The sequence below is a fragment of the Staphylococcus sp. GDX8P114P-2 genome (genome assembly GCF_017892945.1).
Classification (GTDB): Bacteria; Bacillota; Bacilli; order Staphylococcales; family Staphylococcaceae; genus Staphylococcus; species Staphylococcus arlettae.
Genome location: NZ_JAESMB010000016.1, coordinates 183,795 through 202,026, shown reverse-complemented (window position 1 = coordinate 202,026; position 18,232 = coordinate 183,795). Strand labels below are relative to the sequence as shown.

The window sequence follows — 18,232 nt, the reverse complement described above, 5'->3', positions numbered from 1 at the left end:
ATTTAAAAGGGGTTGATTAAAAATGAAAATTACGAAGTATTTGATCTTTATTTTAGGTGCATTAGGTGGTTTATTATACGGTTATGATAACGGTGTCATCTCGGGAGCATTATTATTTATAGATAATGATATTCCACTAAACAGTTTTACAGAGGGGTTAGTCGTATCATCAATGTTAATAGGTGCCATTATTGGCTCCGGTGCGAGTGGTCCCTTAGCAGATAAGTTAGGTCGTCGTCGCTTAGTGCTTTTTATTGCTATTATATACATTATTGGTTCAATCACGTTATTTATTGCTCCAAATATTACTATTTTAGTAATTGGTCGGTTAATTATCGGTCTAGCAGTCGGCGGATCTATGGCCACAGTGCCAGTTTATTTATCAGAAATGGCTCCAACTGAATTAAGGGGTTCATTAGGTACGTTAAACCAATTAATGATTACAATCGGAATATTAAGTGCTTACATAGTTAATTATGCATTCGCTGATATTGAAGGTTGGCGTTGGATGTTAGGTTTAGCAGTCGTGCCTTCAATAATATTACTAATTGGTATCGTCTTTATGCCAGAAAGTCCTAGATGGTTACTCGAACATCGAAGTGAACAAGCTGCAAGAGATGTAATGAAAATAACTTTTGATAATAACGAAGAAATTAATTCTGAAATTAAGGAAATGCGTGAAATTTCAGCTATTTCCGAGTCTACTTGGGCAGTAATTAAGTCGCCATGGCTGCGCCCAACTTTAATTATTGGCTGTATATTCGCGTTATTCCAACAAATTGTCGGCATTAATGCCATTATCTTCTATGCACCGACTATTTTTAGTAAAGCAGGTCTCGGAGAAGCCACATCAATTTTAGGAACTGTGGGTATTGGTACTATTAATGTATTAGTTACGATTATAGCAGTATTTATAGTTGATAAAGTTGATCGTAAAAAACTATTAGTCACAGGAAATATCGGTATGGTCACATCTTTAATTATAATGGCCGTATTAATTTGGACTATAGGGATTACATCTTCATCGTGGATTATCATTATTTGCTTATCACTATTTATTGTATTTTTCGGTATTACATGGGGACCAATTTTATGGGTTATGTTACCTGAAATGTTCCCTACACGTGCTAGAGGTGCTGCCACAGGTGTTGCGACACTAGTTTTAAATATAGGAACACTAATTGTAGCGCAGCTGTTCCCTATATTAAATAATGCTTTAAGTACAGAATGGGTTTTCTTAATCTTTGCCATGATTGGAGTATTTGCCCTAGCATTTGTTATTAAATATTTACCTGAAACAAGAGGTCGTAGTTTAGAAGAAATCGAATATGATTTACGTCTACGTACAGGTGCAAAATCTAAATAAAATAAGCTGGCTATAAACTATAAATTAGCTACTAAAAATAAGAAGTTCAAAATTTTTACAGTAATAAAAAAGTGGGACAAAAACCAAAGTAATCAACTTGGTTCTTGTCCCACTCTTTTTAACTCCATATATTTTTATGTTCAGCTTTTGCTGCTGATTCAGCTTCTTCAAATAAGTTTCTATATTTACCATTAGGTGCAAAATATTTTTCTCTTGCTAAACCTTCTTTTACTAATTGCTCATTAAACATAGTTTGTTTATCTAACCATACATATGCCAGCACTCTACCATATCTATCTTCTTTTTCCTTATCGTATTCTAAGTAGACATCCTGATTCGTCAATTTTTCTTTTGAGTAATCTGAAGCTTCTTTTCCATAAGGTTGAACAGGTGTATTGGGTTTAACTGTTTCAGGTGTATCAACACCTATTAACCGTATTTTTACAGTTTGATTATCCTTATCCTTAGCAACGAAGGTATCACCGTCTACAACTCGTTCTATATGTACTTGTTCCGCATCTTCAGGTCCATTTTTTGAAGACGTTTCGTTATTGCTAAACGGTCCTGTGTGATTAATAAATTGAAATATCAATACTCCTAATACAACTATACCTACAATTATACTTGAAACTTTTTTGGTTGATTTCATAGTTGGCACCTACTTTTTTTATTGTCCCGATTTATCATATAAAATAACCATGCAGGCGTCAATATTTACTTCAATATATATAAAATAAGTAATGTCTAATTACATATACATCATTTTTGTGACAATCTTTATGAATACATGTTAAATACTATTTTAAATGTTATAATTTTTTTTGAATGGAGTTGATACAGTTGAGTATATTTAAAGAAAATATGATAACGCTTATAGCTATCGTCGTTGCTATTATAATAGGTCTTGTTTTACAATATCAGTTGCAATTACCTTTATTAGTATCAGCTATGTTAGCCATATTCATGGGTATATTTATTGGTTTCATTATTTTTGTTATCCGATCAATATTTAATAAGAAAAATTAGTAACTTTAATTTGTAAGTAATGTTTTATCTTTATGATTTATTATTTATATTTTGCACGCTTAAGATTTAAAGTGAATATACAGGGTATAACATAATATGTTAATATTTGCAGATTATCATATTCAAATATTAATTGTGTTATTTATGAAACTGAAGGGACAGAGAATATATGCAAATAATAAAATGCCTCAAAGAAGATCAACATATACTTTATACGATTAAAACAACAGATGGCACTTTATTGCAACATCGATTACCTATTGATACACCCTCAGATAAGGTGATTAAAATTTTAACGATTGTTGAAGAATATAATGCTCATAAAATATAAAAACTCGCACCTATTCAATTTTGGGTGCGAGTTTTTATAGTACTTTAGTTTACATAATTTTTTTATACTAAACTTATAGTAATTTCATGTTGTTCTACAAAGTTTGAGCTTCTATGAGTTAACCGTTGTGACCAGTGTTAACATTGCAGTAAATTCGTCCTCTGTTGTAGGATATTTGTGTGATTCAAACTCTCTAATTGTCGTATTGAGTAACTGAAATTCAGCTTGCTCTTGTAAAACTTGATTAATTTTTTCTTCTAGTTGCTCAATAGTTTTAGCTGTTACTGTTTTTAATTTAACTTGTTGCATAACAAACACACCCCTATTTTTATAACAATTGTATACAATTGTTATTTTACCCTTTTATAAGAAGTGATGCAAAATAAAAAGAAGCAGTATTTTTGCTCTTAAAATTGACTACCTTTGTACTTATACATTACAATTATCTTATCACTGAGTTAAATGAGGTGATTATTTTCTTCAAGATGAAACAAACGCGTGCATTTATGTTCTATTTAGCAATTAGTTTTACTTTATTATTATTATATATAACACCATTTGTGCACGCCATATTTAATTAAACAGCGCTAATTAGTGCTGTTTTTTTATTCCTAATCACAACGCTTACTTAACTATTTTTAAACTCTAACACTACTACCTTTTTTCAATATAACAGCAATAAAACTTCTTTATTTAAATCAAAATATATTAACTAACCTAATATATAAAATCCCCCTTGCAGAGAAAGGGAGATTATGCAAAATTATTTAATTCACAATTTACCTATATAACTAAAGGGAACTATGGATATTAAATATCCATAACTGCATCATAATGAATTTATTATAATAGGTAAACAGTATATACAACTATAGTAAATATAGTAATTCTTAAAGTAAATTTGTGCATCATACAAGGTAGAAATATTTCAAAAATCAAAGGTCTTCGTCATGCAAATTTATATAATATATATAATTATCAGTCCATTCCCCAAACTCATATATAAAACCTTTTCTGGTACATTCAAATTTAAATCCTAGTTTTTCTAATAATTTAAAAGACGGTTTATTATCTAAATTAACATGCGCTTCAAGCCTATGAAACTCTAATTCTTTATTAGCAATTTCCAAAACTTTTAACATCGATTCATAAGCATAACCATTGTTCCAAAACTGATTATGTATATAAAAGCCACATTCACCCCATTGAAAATTCTCACGTTCAATAGTAACTATGTCAATCATTCCCAAATGTTTCCCATCTTTATCGAAAATAGAAAAAATATAAATCTCATCATTTTCAAATAATTTTTTATGCTTTCTCACCAAATTATTAAACCACTTTCTATTTCTATTGGATAAATCTATTTTGCCCTTATCATGTCTATATTTTGATGTTTTTCTTTCAGTAAAACCTAAAAGCCAAGAATCATAATCCGAAAAATCTAATGGTCTTATATTCAAACGATCAGTACTAAAATTATAATTTTTAAAATCCAATAAATCCCCTCCATTTTTAATTGCAGCTCACTATTACTATATTACAATTACTTTTTGATATTGAACTTCAGAATAAATTCCATACTTAAAAAACTTAAGGCTATATTTTTCAAAAACTAAATTTTACTATTATCACCTTTTTGATGACATATTACACCACTGACATATATTATTCTCTCTAATTGATATACTAAGTAAACAAATAACCTTAATATTTAGGAGGTACTACTTAACATGAATAAAACTTATAAATTATATTTTTTGCTTACTTTATTACTAGGGCTAACTATAATTTTGAATGCAAAAGCATATGCTTCAAATGAAAATGTTTCATTACTTAATAAAACAGACATCCAAAATGTCACTATGGAAGAAGCTAAAAAAATAGGGGATATTACATATGAAGATAATGAAGTGTTAGTTATTTCGTTTAATAATGAAGAAATAGCAAATTTAATTTCTAAATCCGATAATACAGTTACACAAGGATCCGATAATTTTTATCAATCACGTACTACTGTAAATGGTCCTGCTGGCGTTGCTAAAATAAACGCTGGTAATAATGGACGTAGTTTATATTGGATGGTGCGACCACGAACGGCATTTCCATATTTATTTTCTGGTAAAGTAAATATTATTCTGGTAAAAAAAGAGTAGTTAACGCAATAGGAACGGGCGCTATTGCTTCATCCACTAGTGGTGTCGTATATATGAAAAGAAATAAAGGTGGCTATGCAAAATTATCAGGCACTGCCAAAGCACTTAATGGAAGATCATATCGTGTATTACCTTCTGTAGGAACATCATTCTAAATTATTTCGATGTGGCTATGCACCAGCAGCTTATTTTGAGGTGCATAGCCTTTTATTTACTCAAATAGTTCTTTGAAATGTTGCTCTAACTTATTAAATTCTACAGTAGAGATTATCAATAAAATATTATCGATATTATCCGAATTTAAAACATAATTTGTCTGCTGTCTAAACTTAACTCCTACAGTACCAAAAAGATTCATTATTATTTCTAAAGTTATAACTGTTTTTTTAGAAAAACCTGAGATATTTCTATTCAAAACTTCATATATTATGTTTCCTTCTTCTATTTGAAAATTAACCTTATGTTCAAATTTTATATTACATTCATCCATATATGACTTTATAATGCTATTTATTAAGTTATTCTGCATATAGATCTTCGCTTTCTTGTGTTAATTGAATGCTCATCTCAAATTTATTTTACTTACTTTAACTCCAATATATAAAAATAGATTTATTATAGGAAATTTAATAAGTGGATTAAATTTGAAACTTCCATACACTTAATATATTTGCTTTAATATGCACAGTAAATAAGCAAGCTAAATTGATAATAATAAACTTTCATTTAGTAAAATTTGTGCTACTGTTCATATATTTAATATCTATTTGAACAATAACAGCTAAAGTTGATTTTCAAAAATTCATACAAGAAAAAGAGATTTTTTAAAAAGTTTGCACCCAATTTGCAGCCAAATGACTCTTAAAAATTAATTGGGGCAAAAAAACAACCCGAAATCATTCTTAAAGAATGACTCGGGTTGCTTTTGTATCAAGTGTTTCCCCTCTTGATTAGCACCTAGTATTGTTTCATGTATTGTTCTCTTTCCCATTCTGATACTTGAGATCTGTAATAATCCCATTCAATGGATTTTGAGTTAATAAATTGATTATAGATATGATTACCCATTGCTTTTTTAATTGTTGGGTTTTCACGCATTGCTTTAATTGCTGTATATAAAGTTGATGGTAGATCTTGGATACCAACCGCTTCACGTTCTTCACGGTTCATTTCATAAATATTTTGATTAACTGGTTCAGGAACTTCTAATTTATTTTTAATGCCATCTAAACCTGCTTCAAGTATAGCAGCTAATGCCATATATGGATTTGCAGCAGGGTCTACTGAACGAATCTCAACACGTGTAGACAATCCACGTGAAGATGGTACACGGATTAATGGTGAACGGTTTTTACCACTCCAAGCGATGTAACATGGTGCTTCATAACCAGGAACTAATCGTTTGTATGAATTCACTAATGGGTTACATACTGCTGTAAAACCACGAGCATTTTTCAAGTTACCTGCAATAAAATGATATGCATCTTTAGTCAATTGCATGTCACTTTCAGGATCGAAGAATGCATTTTCTTTACCTTTAAATAATGATACGTTAAAGTGCATTCCACTACCGTTAACACCAAATAAAGGTTTTGGCATAAATGTAGCATGTAAATTATGTTGACGTGCAATTGTTTTAACAACTAATTTAAATGTTTGGATATTGTCACATGCAGTAACTGCATCAGCGTATTTGAAATCAATTTCATGTTGTCCAGGCGCTACTTCATGGTGACTTGCTTCGATATCAAAGCCCATATCTTCAAGTTCTAATACGATGTCACGACGACAGTTTTCACCTAAATCTGTAGGTGCTAAATCGAAATATCCACCATTGTCATTTAATTCTAATGTTGGTTCGCCTTTTTCATCTAATTTAAATAAGAAGAATTCTGGTTCTGGCCCTAAATTCAAATCAGTAAAGCCTAAATCTTTCATTTCGTTTAATACGCGTTTCAAGTTTGCACGTGGATCCCCTTCGAATGGTGTACCATCTGTTTTATAAATATCACAAATTAAACGTGCAACTTTTCCTTGTCCTGCTGTCCATGGGAAAATTACCCAAGTATCTAAATCAGGATGTAAGTACATATCTGATTCCTCAATACGAACGAATCCTTCAATTGATGAACCATCAAACATCATTTGGTTATCTAAAACTTTTTCTAATTGACTTACAGGTACTTCAACATTTTTAATTGTTCCAAGAATATCTGTGAATTGTAATCTTAAGTATCTAACATTTTCTTCTTTTGCAAACTTATGAATGTCTTCCTTTGTAAATGTACGTTTTGGCATCGTAAAATCCTCCAGTGTTTTATTTGATAAAGCGTGATAAATCTCCACGATTAATCGGAATCGTTTCTCGTTGTGGTTTCTGGGTAGTATCTACAATCATTTGTTTTCGAATTTCTTGTTCATCCTGTGATAAATGATTTTGGTCATCATTAAAAATTTGTTTAATTCCTTTGATGTTGAAACCTTTTTCAATTAAGTTTTTAATTTCTAATAATTGTTCCAGATCATTTAATGAAAATAATCTTTTATTTCCATCAGTTCTAGTCGGTTTTATAAGTTCATGTGTTTCGTAATAGCGAATTTGTCTTGGAGACAACTCACTTAACTTACTTACTACACTCATAGAGAAGACAGCCATATTACGTCTCAATGCATCATTTGACTTCATTCCCTCACCTCTATTTTTGAACTTATTAATAATTTAGCATAGACTAACTCGTATTTCAAAAATATGTTAGGTTTTCTGACATGAAATTTAAATCCTATGATACCAAGCCTTGAGAGCTATAAACGCACTAAAATTTTCAGATTATTCAAAAATATAGCTAATTTTATAAAAAAAGTTTGTTTAATTTTTCCTTCTTAACGAAGAAAAAAACTAAACAAACTAAATTATTACTTAATATCACAATAAGTTGTCTTGTTGTAATTGTTCTACTGCTCGTGTTACTGCTAATTTAACATGTTCATAAGTCAAGCCACCTTGTATATATGCTTCATATGGTGGACGTATTGGACCATCTGCTGATAGCTCAATAGAAGATCCCTGTACAAACGTACCAGCAGCCATAATCACATCATCTTCGTAACCAGGCATATAAGCCGGCTCTGGACTGAAATGAGCATTAATAGGTGAGGCATGTTGGATGCTTTGGCAAAAACGAATCATTTGCGCTTTATCTTTAAAGGATACTGTCTGTATTAAATCAGTACGATGTTCATCGAATGCTGGCGAAGTCTGCATATTAACTTTTGCCAATAATAAACTTGTAAATAACGCACCTTTTAAACTTTGACTGACTACGTGAGGTGCTAAAAAGAATCCTTGATACATTTCATGTAAACTATTCAATGATGCTCCAGCTTCTTTACCGATACCAGGCGCTGTTAAACGATAACCGCATCGTTGAATTAAATCAGAGCGACCCGCAATATATCCGCCAATTTTAGCTAGACCTCCACCGGGATTTTTAATTAACGAGCCTGCAATGATATCAGCACCACATTCAATAGGTTCTCTCTCTTCTACAAATTCACCATAACAATTATCGACAAATACAATAATTTCAGGATAATGCTTTTTAATTTCAGAAATAGCCTGTTCGATTTGCGCTAAATTTATCGATGGTCGTTGGTCATAACCTCGCGAGCGTTGTATAGCTATTACTTTTGTTGCAGGTGTTACGGCTGTCAGTACTTTCTCAATATCTATTGCACCATCTGTTAATGGTACTTCATTATAGGTTACTCCATGTTCCTTTAAACTTTCGATACCATTACCATTCACTCCAATAACTTCGAGCAATGTATCGTATGGTGCACCTGTAATATACATCAATTCATCACCATGCTTTAAAGTACTCTGCAATGCAAGAGTGATGGCATGTGTACCGGAAATTATTTGCGGTCGAACGAGTGCTTCCTCTGCTTGAAACACTTGTGCATAAATCTCTTCTAAATGGTCACGACCAAAATCATCATATCCATATCCAGTAGTTCCTTGTAAATCACTTTCAGAAACTTTCACTGCATGAAAAGCATCTAACACCTTTGCTTGATTAATATAAGCAGTGTCATCAATTGATTTAAAATAAGGCGTTAATGTACTTTCGACTTCTTCTATCAGTTGCGTAATATATTCCATTTTTCATAACTTCTTTCTCTATTCTTTTCTATAACCTTGAACTTTATATACTTCTTCAGTTTCATCAAATGTTAATTCAGTAACCAATGTATGCTGTTTCAGATAATATAAATGATCTGCATCTGCACTATTTACTGTTTCTTCGTAATACGTCAATATTTTTTTAATTTGCTGTTGTAACAATGATTTTACTTTTTCAATATCGTCTTGTTGCTTGCTAGATACAAAGACATTAGGATGACTAGACGTTGGTATTTCACCACTATGCAAATCTTTCTTATTAAAAAGAATCGCTTGCGGAATTTGACCCATATCTAAATCTCCAATGATACGATTAACGGTATCATATTGCGTTTTATATTCAGGATGACTACTGTCTACAACATGTAGTAATAAATCAGCATCTTTCGCTTCTTCTAACGTTGATTTAAAGGCAGCAATTAAAGTCGTAGGAAGTTTTTGTATAAAGCCTACAGTATCAGAAATAATCAAATTAAATCCGTTATTAATTTGTAACTGGCGTGTTTTAGGATCTAACGTAGCAAATAATAAATCTTGTTCATAAGTCTCTTCATTTACTAACGCATTAAACCACGATGATTTTCCTGCATTTGTATAACCAATTAAAGCGACTTGGAATACATTGTTTTTTCCCCTTTGCTGACGATAACGCTCTCGATGCTCTACTACAGTGGATAGTTGATGTTTGATCTCATTCATACGTGTACGAATGTGACGGCGATCCATTTCTAATTTTGTTTCACCTGGACCACGTGTACCAATGCCTCCACCTAATCTAGATAAACTACGACCATGTCCTTGTAGTCTTGGTAGTAAATAATCAAGTTGCGCAAATTCAACTTGTAATTTACCTTCTTTACTGCGAGCACGTAACGCAAAGATTTCTAAAATCAATTGAGTTCTATCAATTACTTTAACGTTCAGTTGACCATTTAAAGATTTAGATTGAGCCGTAGTTAATTCATCATTTGTGACTACTACATCTATTTCAAAATGCTCAACATAATTTTTTATTTCTTCCAATTTACCTTTTCCAACATAATATTTATTATCAAAGTGATTACGGTTTTGAGTAAATTGACTTTTCACATCTAATTTACAAGTCGTTGATAAAGACTCTAATTCTTCCATTGTAGAAGTGAAATCAAAATGTAGTTCATCATCAGCATGTACGCCAACTAATACCGCCGTTTCTAATTGTTTCTTCGTCGTATAGCTTTTAGCTTGGCTCATAACATGCCACCTCTCTTTAAAGTTTTCTAAGCTATTTTACCATAGTGTATATCTAAAGACTACAGTAGTAAAGTATGTTAAGTTAGTAATATAAAGAGGTGAAAGCATAATGAACATTTATGATATAAACGTACAAATGCCTGATGGTAGCAGTTACACTTTGGATAAATATAAAGGCCAAGTTATGTTAATTGTTAATACAGCAAGTGAATGTGGCTTCACTCCACAATTCGAAGATTTACAAGCACTATATGAAGAATATAAGGATCAAGGCTTCGTAATACTTGGTTTCCCTTGTAATCAATTCGGCGGGCAAGAACCTGGAACTGGTGAAGAAGCTACACAAAACTGCAAGATTAATTACGGAGTAACTTTCCCTATTCATGAAAAAATTGATGTCAAAGGGGAAAATCAACATCCATTGTATAAATTTTTAACGGAAGCACAAAATGGCTTTTTTAACGAAAAAATCAAATGGAACTTTACTAAATTTTTAGTTGATCGTGAAGGAAATGTAATCAATCGTTTTTCTCCACAGAAAAAACCAAATCAATTTAAGCAAGATATCGAAACATTACTATAAAAATAAGGTTGCAATATAACTGAACCCCTTCGTCTCGACTTAGTCGTAAAAAGTGTCTTAGTTATATTGCAACCTTTTATAATTTTAATGTTTTATATTATTCCCCATCATCGATTGTAAACGTGCTGATGGCATGTTTATAAATGAGATGCTGCTTGTTTTGGGAAAATAAAGTCACACTACTTTCATCAAAGTTTTCAATTTGACCTTTCATTTGAAAACCATTAACTAGAAAAACAATAATATCTGTCTTTTCAGTTTTAAATTGATTTAGTAATTGATCTTGGTTGTTTTCCTTTGCATGCATATTACCTTCTCCTTTTCTGTATTAAGACGGAAATTTCATCAAAGATTGAAAAAAGTGATTGTTTCTCTTTATCTAACCAATGCACATTCATTTTGTTCTTAAACCATGTCATTTGACGCTTGGCGTAATTGCGGGAATGCTGTTTTAATTTCTCCGTACCTTCCTCAAGTGATACAGAACCTTTAACAACTGGGATTATTTCTTTATAACCAATTGCTTGCATACTTTGACATTCTTCATAACCTTTGTCTACAAGTTGTTGAACTTCTTCTAATAATCCATCACGCAACATTATATCAACTCTTTTATTTATTCTTTCATATAATGTTTCACGCGTCATTTCCATCCCTAATAATAATGTATCATAATTTTCTGTAAATTGTTGAACTTTCTTACGTTCACTTAAAAGTTTTTCGGTTTTTAAATAATATTGAATTGCACGCACTACTCTTTTTCTATTATTGGGATGTATTGCTTCAGCTGATGCTGGATCAAAACTTTTTAAATACTCATGTAAATCATGATTATTTAGTGCTTCCAACTCCGTCAATCGCTGCTCAACTTCATTTGCTTTTGTTTCTGTTATCGTCTCATCTTGAAAAGCATAATCATAAATTAACGATTGTATATAAAGACCTGTACCGCCTACAATAATAGGTACGTTTCCACGAGCAGTAATTTCAGATATCAATTGTTGTGCGCGTGTTTTAAAATCATATGCAGAAAAAGTCTCATCAGGCATTAGTATATCAAGCATATGATGTGTTATACCTTCCATTTCTGGAACTGATATTTTTGCAGTGCCGATATCCATACCTTTATAAACTTGCATGGAATCACCACTAATAACTTCCCCATTAATTTCTTTCGCTAACTTTATACTAAGTTCTGTTTTACCTACACCCGTTGGTCCCACTATAACTATGATAAATGGTTTATCTTGTTGCACTTCAAATCACTCACTTTTCCTATATCATTTTGCTGTTAAAATCTGTTTTTGAATCCAATCATACATATGTTGCCAAATTATTTCATGCTCACGCTCAAATAATATTTCATGTCTTTTATTTTTATATATTTGAATGGTCACATGGTTTATATGACCTTGTTTGAAGATCTTACCAAGACGATGAATACCTTTACCATAGTTACCTAATGGGTCATCTTTACCGGAAATCATCAAAATCGGCATTGCCCTATGCATTTTACGTATATATTTTTGTCTATTTAATTTATTAATGTATCTGACTGTTTCATAGATCAATTGGTTAGATACGAGAAAGCCCGTATATTCGTCGTCAATAAAATTTTTGACATATTGTTCATCTGAAGATATCCAATCACTAGTCGTTTTAGGATTATTGATTTTTTTATTCAGTGTTTTATACATTAGATTATTTACCCACTTCAATCTCTTGCTTTTACCAAATATCAACGTGATTATCTTCAACAATGTTGCAATTGAGTAACCTGCAATTTTTGAAAAATAACCTGTACCACTTAGAATCAAACCATTTGCAGCATCAGGATATTTCGTGACAAATAAACGTGCAATAATAGAACCCATAGAATGGCCTATAACAATATAAGGTAATCCTTCATGGTTTGTACATAATGTTTGCGCTATTTCAAACGCATCATCTGCTACTTGTTCAAAGCTATCTATATGACCTCTATCTTCTTGATTACATGTTGGTCCGTGTCCCCTATGATTATGACGTATTACATCGTAACCTTGTTGGTTTAACGACATTACCAACGCATCATATCTATCCATATGTTCAGCCATACCGTGAAATATATGTATGACACCAATAGTAGTTTTTTTAGCTTTATCAAGTTTTACTGGTATCATTGTGCCATCTGCAACTGTGATATTTAATTCTTTTTGACCCATGGTTTTAGCCCTCCATTTGTGACTTATAGTTTGTTGATATAATATGTGTTCAGCTTGTATTCATATATAAGTATAACATCTTTAACTTGCTATTAAATATCTATACCCTAATCATTTAATCATTATTTATAGTCTGTTATGAAACACAATTATGATTTATCAATATAAAAAAGACGAGAGTGAAATCAATAGTTGATTTCATCTACTCGCCTCATATATGGCTATTTATTTGTTATTAATCAATTAGCTTATAGCTAATTAACATTTATGCATTGTTTAATTATTCTTTAACTGCTGGTTGATTATTGCCTGTTTGTGCTTCATTTATTGCAGTTTCTAATTCTTGTTTATAAAGTTCTTTTTGTACATCACTATAACCAAGTAATTCAGACATAACATCGATAACTTGTTCTTTGTAATTTAAGACGTCATCAATTTTGAAGTATAATTTACCTGTACGACGAATAAAGAAATCTGTTGGACGATATACCATTTCATTTTGAATTGAATAAATAAGTTCAGTATATATATCTAAAGGTAAACCTGTATCTTGATATTGAGCTGTTTGTGCAATTTTGAATAGTTCTTCTGCATTTGAACCATATTTAGATACAATATGACGTGCTAATGGTTCATCAATTTGATAAGCTTTAGCGTCTTTCACTTTTTCTTCAATATAATTGTCGAAGTTTTGACTACCACCAACGTCACCGCCTGAAATTGGTAAATGTTTTGTTTCACATGGTTTGAATTTTAATTTATATTCTTCTTTTAGACGTTTTGCTAATAAATCAACAATTTCTAATGCCATATGACGGTATCCAGTTAATTTACCACCTGCGATAGTTAATAAGCCTGATTTACCTTCCCATACTTCGTCTTTACGAGAAATTTCTGAAGGATCTTTACCTTCTTCTAAAATAAGTGGTCTAACACCTGCCCATGATGATTCAATATCGCTATCTTCAACTTGAACATCAGGGAACATATAATTAATTGCATCTATTAAATAATCTCTATCTTCTTGTGTTGCTAAAGGTGATGTTTTGTCGTTGTCATAAAACGTATCTGTTGTACCAACATACGCTTTGCCTTCACGTGGAATTGCAAAAATCATACGACCATCTTTTTCAGTATCAAAGTATACTGCTTGACCTAATGGGAATTTAGATTGATCGATAACAATGTGGACACCTTTTGTTAAACGTAATTGTTTATTATTACGTGCATAGTCACCACTACGTACTTCATCTACCCATGGACCACTTGCATTGATAACTTTTTTAGCACCAATTGTATAAGTTTCACCAGAGATTTGGTCTTCTACATTAATACCATTCACTTTTTCATTATTATCATATGTGAAATGCATTGATTTACTGTGGTTAATAATTGTCGCACCTTTTTCTTCAGCACGTTTCATTACTTCGATTGTTAAACGTGCATCATCCGTACGATACTCAACATAAGAACCGCCACCTTTTAATCCAGCTTGTTTAACTAATGGTTCTTTGGCCAATGTTTCTTTTTTGTTCAACATTTTTTTGCGTTCTGAACGTTTAACACCAGCTAATCTATCATACATAGTTAATCCAATAGAAGTAGTGAATTTACCCATACTTCCACCTTTATGCATTGGCAATAACATTCTTTCAGGCGTAGTTACATGTGGACCATTTTCGTATACAATGGCACGTTCACGACCTGTTTCCGCTACTACACCTACTTGTAGTTGTTTTAAATAACGTAATCCACCATGTACTAATTTAGTGGAACGAGAACTTGTACCTTGAGCAAAGTCTTGCATTTCAACTAATGCGACTTTCATACCTCTTTCACTAGCATCTAACGCTATACCAGCACCAGTTATTCCACCACCGATGATAACAACGTCAAATGAGTTATCTTTTAAATCCTTTTTAATTTGCTCTCTTTTAAGTGTTGATAAAGTCATAATCCGAGCGCCTCCTATAAAATTAAAAAAGTAGAGACCTATCCTATACATATAATTTTGTACGAACAGAGTCTCTACTTCTCACTTGTATTATTAACTTACCCTAATTGTAGCATAGTTAATTATTTTAAGTCCAATATTTTTTACTCTTCATCTAACTTAAAAACTTGTGTTGCTTCAACAGCTTTTTTCCAACCTTTGTACAATTTAGTACTTTCAGCTTCTTCCATTTCTGGATTAAATGATTTTTCTAATTTCCAACGATTAGCGATTTCATCTTTACTTTCCCAGAAACCAACCGCTAAACCGGCTAAGTATGCTGCACCTAATGCTGTTGTTTCATTTATTTCTGGTCTCTCTACTTCAACGTGTAACAAATCTGATTGGAATTGCATAATGAAGTTGTTTTTAACTGCGCCACCGTCAACACGTAAGTTATTTACTTTAATATCAGAATCTTTTTCCATAGCTTCTAATACATCACGTGTTTGATAACATAATGATTCCAATGTAGCTCTAATAAAGTGTTCTTTTTCAGTACCACGTGTTAAACCAAAGATTGCTCCTCTTGCTTCAGCATCCCAGTATGGTGTGCCTAGTCCTACAAAAGCAGGTACGACATAAACACCTTCTGTAGATTCTACACGTTCAGCATAGTTTTCAGATTGTGGCGCTGAATTTATCATACGTAAACCATCTCTTAACCATTGTATTGCAGATCCTGAAACGAAAATCGAACCTTCAAGTGCATAATGTACTTTACCATCAAGTCCATATGCAATTGTAGTCAACAAACCACTTTTAGATTTTACTGCTTCTTCACCAGTGTTCATTAACATAAATCCACCAGTGCCATATGTGTTTTTAACATCACCACGGTTGAAGCATGCTTGACCGAATAACGCTGCTTGTTGGTCACCTGCAATACCTGCAATTGGTACTTCTTGACCAAAGAAATGATAATCAATAGTATTACCATAAACTTCACTTGATTCTTTAACTTCAGGCAACATGCTTTCAGGTATATTAAGTATATCTAACAATTCTTTATCCCATTGTAATTCATGAATATTGTATACTAAAGTTCTACTTGCATTTGAGTAATCTGTAATATGTGCTTGTCCACCAGATAACTTCCAAACTAGCCATGAATCAATAGTACCAAATAATAAATCTCCATTGTCTGCTTGCTCTCTCGCCCCATCGACGTTATCTAAAATCCATTTTACTTTTGTTCCAGCAAAATATGGGTCTAACAATAGTCCTGTTTTTTCACGGAATTTTTCTTCAAGTCCTTGTTCTTTCAACTCTTGACAAATTCCTTGAGTTTGACGAGATTGCCAAACGATAGCATGGTAAACTGGACGACCAGATTTTTTATCCCATACTACTGTAGTTTCACGTTGGTTAGTAATTCCGATGCCTGCAATTTGTTCAGCACTAACATTTTTTTCATTTAATACTTCTGCAATAACTGCTAATACAGATGTCCAAATTTCATTCGCATCATGCTCTACCCAACCTGATTTAGGAAAGAATTGTTTAAATTCTCTTTGAGCAACACCATCAATCTCTCCATCTTTGTTGAATAATATTGCACGTGAACTTGTTGTTCCTTGGTCTATTGACAAAATATATTTTTCCATATTAATTAACTCCCTTTCTCTCGGTTGATTATACTTAGAACAATTAACATCTCAAGTATGCTTAGTTTTCAATTATAATCCTGTACCCTGCAAAATTATAAATAAACTATTGTTCAATGACTATGTTTATTTGTTATTTAACTGCTTCAACTTCTCCAGTTTTATCGGCTTTATTTAATAATACGCCAATAACAAGTGTAATGATGACCACTACAATTGTAACAATAGACATGATATCAAATGCGCCTTTGTAGAACAATCTATAAATTACTGCACCTAACATTCCTCCTGCAATCGGTCCTAATACGGGAACAATTGCGTAACCCCAATTCGAAGTACCTTTACCAAAAATAGGTAAAATTGCATGTGCAATTCTAGGACCTAAATCACGAGCAGGGTTAATTGCATAACCTGTTGGTCCACCTAAACTTAGCCCTATAGCAATGATTAAGCCACCTACGATAAGTGGATTTAAACCATCAGCTATTTTATTCATACCAATAAATAACAAACCTAACGTCAATGCTGTAGTACCAATAATTTCACTTAAAAAGTTAGCGAAATAGTTTTTAATTGCTGGTGCCGTTGAAAACACACCTAATTTTGCGCCTTGATCTTCAGTTGCTTTCCAATGTGGTAAATACATTAACCATACAATTGCACCACCGACAATACCACCTAGAATTTGACAGATGATATAACCAGGTACTACTCCCCAAGTCACTGCACCATCCATAGCCATAGCTATTGTAACCGCAGGATTGATATGTGCTCCAGAAATATTACCAACCGCGTAAACACCAAATGTAACTGCTAATCCCCATCCAGCAGCAATAACAATCCAATCTGCTCCAGAACCACCAGTTCTTTTTAAGTTGACGTTAGCACAGACGCCACCACCAAAAAGAACAAGAATCAAAGTCCCCAAAAACTCTGCAAAATATACACTCATAGAGATTCCTCCTAATAAAGATAAAGAGACTCCTACAAATTATAGCCAGTTGAACGCTTCGAACCACCGGTTTAATAAATCGTAGAAATCTCCCATCTCTGTTCTAATATTAACTTGCCCTCATTTTACACTTTGTTTGTAAGCGTTGTCAATATTATCGTTAAAAAATTTGTCACAATTAAATCATTCTAAATAAAATACGTATCTTAAGAAGTCCAGTTTTGGTGATTATACAAGCTATAGTCACTGAAGATTTTTTTATTTTTATTTAAAAAGTTTTTCAAATAATAGCCTTTCAGATCATTACACAACCTTTTACTAACCACATTACGTTTTGAAGATTTATGTCAGCACACATAAGCGTGATATCTATGGAAACTTTATCTATAACATCTTGTTTTTTGTCAGTAAACAGATCTTAAGTATTAATTCTGCTAAAGTCATTTTTATAGATTGGCAGTAATTTATGCCGACTCCTGCGGGAATAGCACTCGCCGAAGACTACAAGCTGAGGCAGGGCCCGCGGAAAGCGTGCATAAAAAAACTGCCCACAAAGTCTGTGACTTTGTCGACAGGCTGCGGAGTGTGACAGAAATCT

19 protein-coding genes are annotated in these 18,232 nt (G+C 32.3%); 5 read left to right on the top strand and 14 right to left on the bottom strand.

The genetic code is table 11. The features are described from left to right. The first annotated feature begins 22 nt into the window (after positions 1-22). Positions 23-1,366 carry a glucose transporter GlcP gene (gene glcP / locus KA845_RS09565; RefSeq protein WP_021458833.1) on the top strand — a complete coding sequence of 448 codons (1,344 nt, stop codon included), beginning with the start codon at positions 23-25 and terminating at the stop codon, positions 1,364-1,366. 118 nt (positions 1,367-1,484) lie between these two features. Here the strand turns inward: glcP and nucI are convergent, their stop codons facing one another. After that, on the bottom strand, positions 1,485-2,015 hold the full coding sequence (gene nucI / locus KA845_RS09560; protein ID WP_107373444.1) for a thermonuclease NucI: 531 nt from the start codon (positions 2,013-2,015) through the stop codon (positions 1,485-1,487). A gap of 191 nt (positions 2,016-2,206) precedes the next feature. Here nucI and KA845_RS09555 point away from each other — a divergent pair, with 191 nt between their 5' ends. Both KA845_RS09555 and KA845_RS09550 read left to right on the top strand, forming a co-directional pair. Beyond that, entirely contained in the window at positions 2,207-2,392 is a 186-nt protein-coding gene (locus tag KA845_RS09555) for a hypothetical protein (RefSeq protein ID WP_103387934.1), read from the top strand. Between the two features lie 169 nt (positions 2,393-2,561). Then, positions 2,562-2,723 (top strand): hypothetical protein, encoded by a 162-nt coding sequence (locus tag KA845_RS09550; protein ID WP_021458834.1) that lies wholly within the window; start codon positions 2,562-2,564, stop codon positions 2,721-2,723. A gap of 111 nt (positions 2,724-2,834) precedes the next feature. Here the strand turns inward: KA845_RS09550 and KA845_RS09545 are convergent, their stop codons facing one another. Both KA845_RS09545 and KA845_RS09540 read right to left on the bottom strand, forming a co-directional pair. Continuing rightward, positions 2,835-3,032, bottom strand: a complete 198-nt coding sequence (locus KA845_RS09545) for a hypothetical protein (RefSeq protein WP_103387935.1) — start codon at positions 3,030-3,032, stop codon at positions 2,835-2,837. Positions 3,033-3,658: 626 nt separating this feature from the next. After that, positions 3,659-4,222, bottom strand: coding sequence for a GNAT family N-acetyltransferase (locus KA845_RS09540; RefSeq protein ID WP_103387936.1), 564 nt, complete (start codon positions 4,220-4,222; stop codon positions 3,659-3,661). Positions 4,223-4,456: 234 nt separating this feature from the next. On the opposite strand from KA845_RS09540, the gene KA845_RS09535 reads away from it, so the two are divergent. Beyond that, positions 4,457-4,879, top strand: a complete 423-nt coding sequence (locus KA845_RS09535) for a hypothetical protein (RefSeq protein ID WP_167867909.1) — start codon at positions 4,457-4,459, stop codon at positions 4,877-4,879. A 211-nt stretch (positions 4,880-5,090) separates the two neighbouring features. Here KA845_RS09535 and KA845_RS09530 read toward each other — a convergent pair whose 3' ends face one another. The 5 genes from KA845_RS09530 to hflX form a co-directional block, all read right to left on the bottom strand. Further along, positions 5,091-5,408 carry a hypothetical protein gene (locus KA845_RS09530; RefSeq protein WP_107373442.1) on the bottom strand — a complete coding sequence of 106 codons (318 nt, stop codon included), beginning with the start codon at positions 5,406-5,408 and terminating at the stop codon, positions 5,091-5,093. 428 nt (positions 5,409-5,836) lie between these two features. Continuing rightward, on the bottom strand, positions 5,837-7,177 hold the full coding sequence (glnA, locus tag KA845_RS09525) for a type I glutamate--ammonia ligase (protein WP_002511035.1): 1,341 nt from the start codon (positions 7,175-7,177) through the stop codon (positions 5,837-5,839). A gap of 19 nt (positions 7,178-7,196) precedes the next feature. Then, complete coding sequence (locus KA845_RS09520; protein WP_002511034.1) at positions 7,197-7,565, bottom strand: MerR family transcriptional regulator; 369 nt, start codon at positions 7,563-7,565, stop codon at positions 7,197-7,199. Positions 7,566-7,802: 237 nt separating this feature from the next. After that, the gene (locus tag KA845_RS09515) at positions 7,803-9,041 is read right to left on the bottom strand and encodes a methionine gamma-lyase family protein (RefSeq protein WP_103387938.1); all 1,239 of its coding nucleotides are present in this window, start codon (positions 9,039-9,041) and stop codon (positions 7,803-7,805) included. An 18-nt stretch (positions 9,042-9,059) separates the two neighbouring features. Further along, positions 9,060-10,295 carry a GTPase HflX gene (gene hflX, locus KA845_RS09510; protein ID WP_210128013.1) on the bottom strand — a complete coding sequence of 412 codons (1,236 nt, stop codon included), beginning with the start codon at positions 10,293-10,295 and terminating at the stop codon, positions 9,060-9,062. Between the two features lie 106 nt (positions 10,296-10,401). On the opposite strand from hflX, the gene KA845_RS09505 reads away from it, so the two are divergent. Beyond that, positions 10,402-10,878 (top strand): glutathione peroxidase, encoded by a 477-nt coding sequence (locus KA845_RS09505; protein ID WP_031266487.1) that lies wholly within the window; start codon positions 10,402-10,404, stop codon positions 10,876-10,878. A gap of 97 nt (positions 10,879-10,975) precedes the next feature. Here the strand turns inward: KA845_RS09505 and hfq are convergent, their stop codons facing one another. The 6 genes from hfq to KA845_RS09475 all read right to left on the bottom strand — a co-directional run bounded on the left by hfq (position 10,976) and on the right by KA845_RS09475 (position 17,634). Continuing rightward, complete coding sequence (hfq, locus tag KA845_RS09500) at positions 10,976-11,185, bottom strand: RNA chaperone Hfq (RefSeq protein ID WP_002511030.1); 210 nt, start codon at positions 11,183-11,185, stop codon at positions 10,976-10,978. A 1-nt stretch (position 11,186) separates the two neighbouring features. Continuing rightward, on the bottom strand, positions 11,187-12,134 hold the full coding sequence (gene miaA, locus KA845_RS09495) for a tRNA (adenosine(37)-N6)-dimethylallyltransferase MiaA (RefSeq protein WP_002511029.1): 948 nt from the start codon (positions 12,132-12,134) through the stop codon (positions 11,187-11,189). A gap of 24 nt (positions 12,135-12,158) precedes the next feature. Beyond that, a complete protein-coding gene (locus tag KA845_RS09490) occupies positions 12,159-13,082 on the bottom strand; it encodes an alpha/beta hydrolase (RefSeq protein ID WP_103387939.1) in 924 nt (307 codons plus the stop codon). A 280-nt stretch (positions 13,083-13,362) separates the two neighbouring features. Beyond that, positions 13,363-15,036, bottom strand: a complete 1,674-nt coding sequence (locus KA845_RS09485; protein ID WP_021458837.1) for a glycerol-3-phosphate dehydrogenase/oxidase — start codon at positions 15,034-15,036, stop codon at positions 13,363-13,365. 143 nt (positions 15,037-15,179) lie between these two features. Beyond that, positions 15,180-16,682: a glycerol kinase GlpK gene (gene glpK / locus KA845_RS09480; RefSeq protein ID WP_021458838.1), complete on the bottom strand. Its 1,503-nt coding sequence runs from the start codon at positions 16,680-16,682 to the stop codon at positions 15,180-15,182. 133 nt (positions 16,683-16,815) lie between these two features. After that, positions 16,816-17,634: an MIP/aquaporin family protein gene (locus KA845_RS09475; RefSeq protein WP_002511026.1), complete on the bottom strand. Its 819-nt coding sequence runs from the start codon at positions 17,632-17,634 to the stop codon at positions 16,816-16,818. Positions 17,635-18,232: the final 598 nt, after the last annotated feature.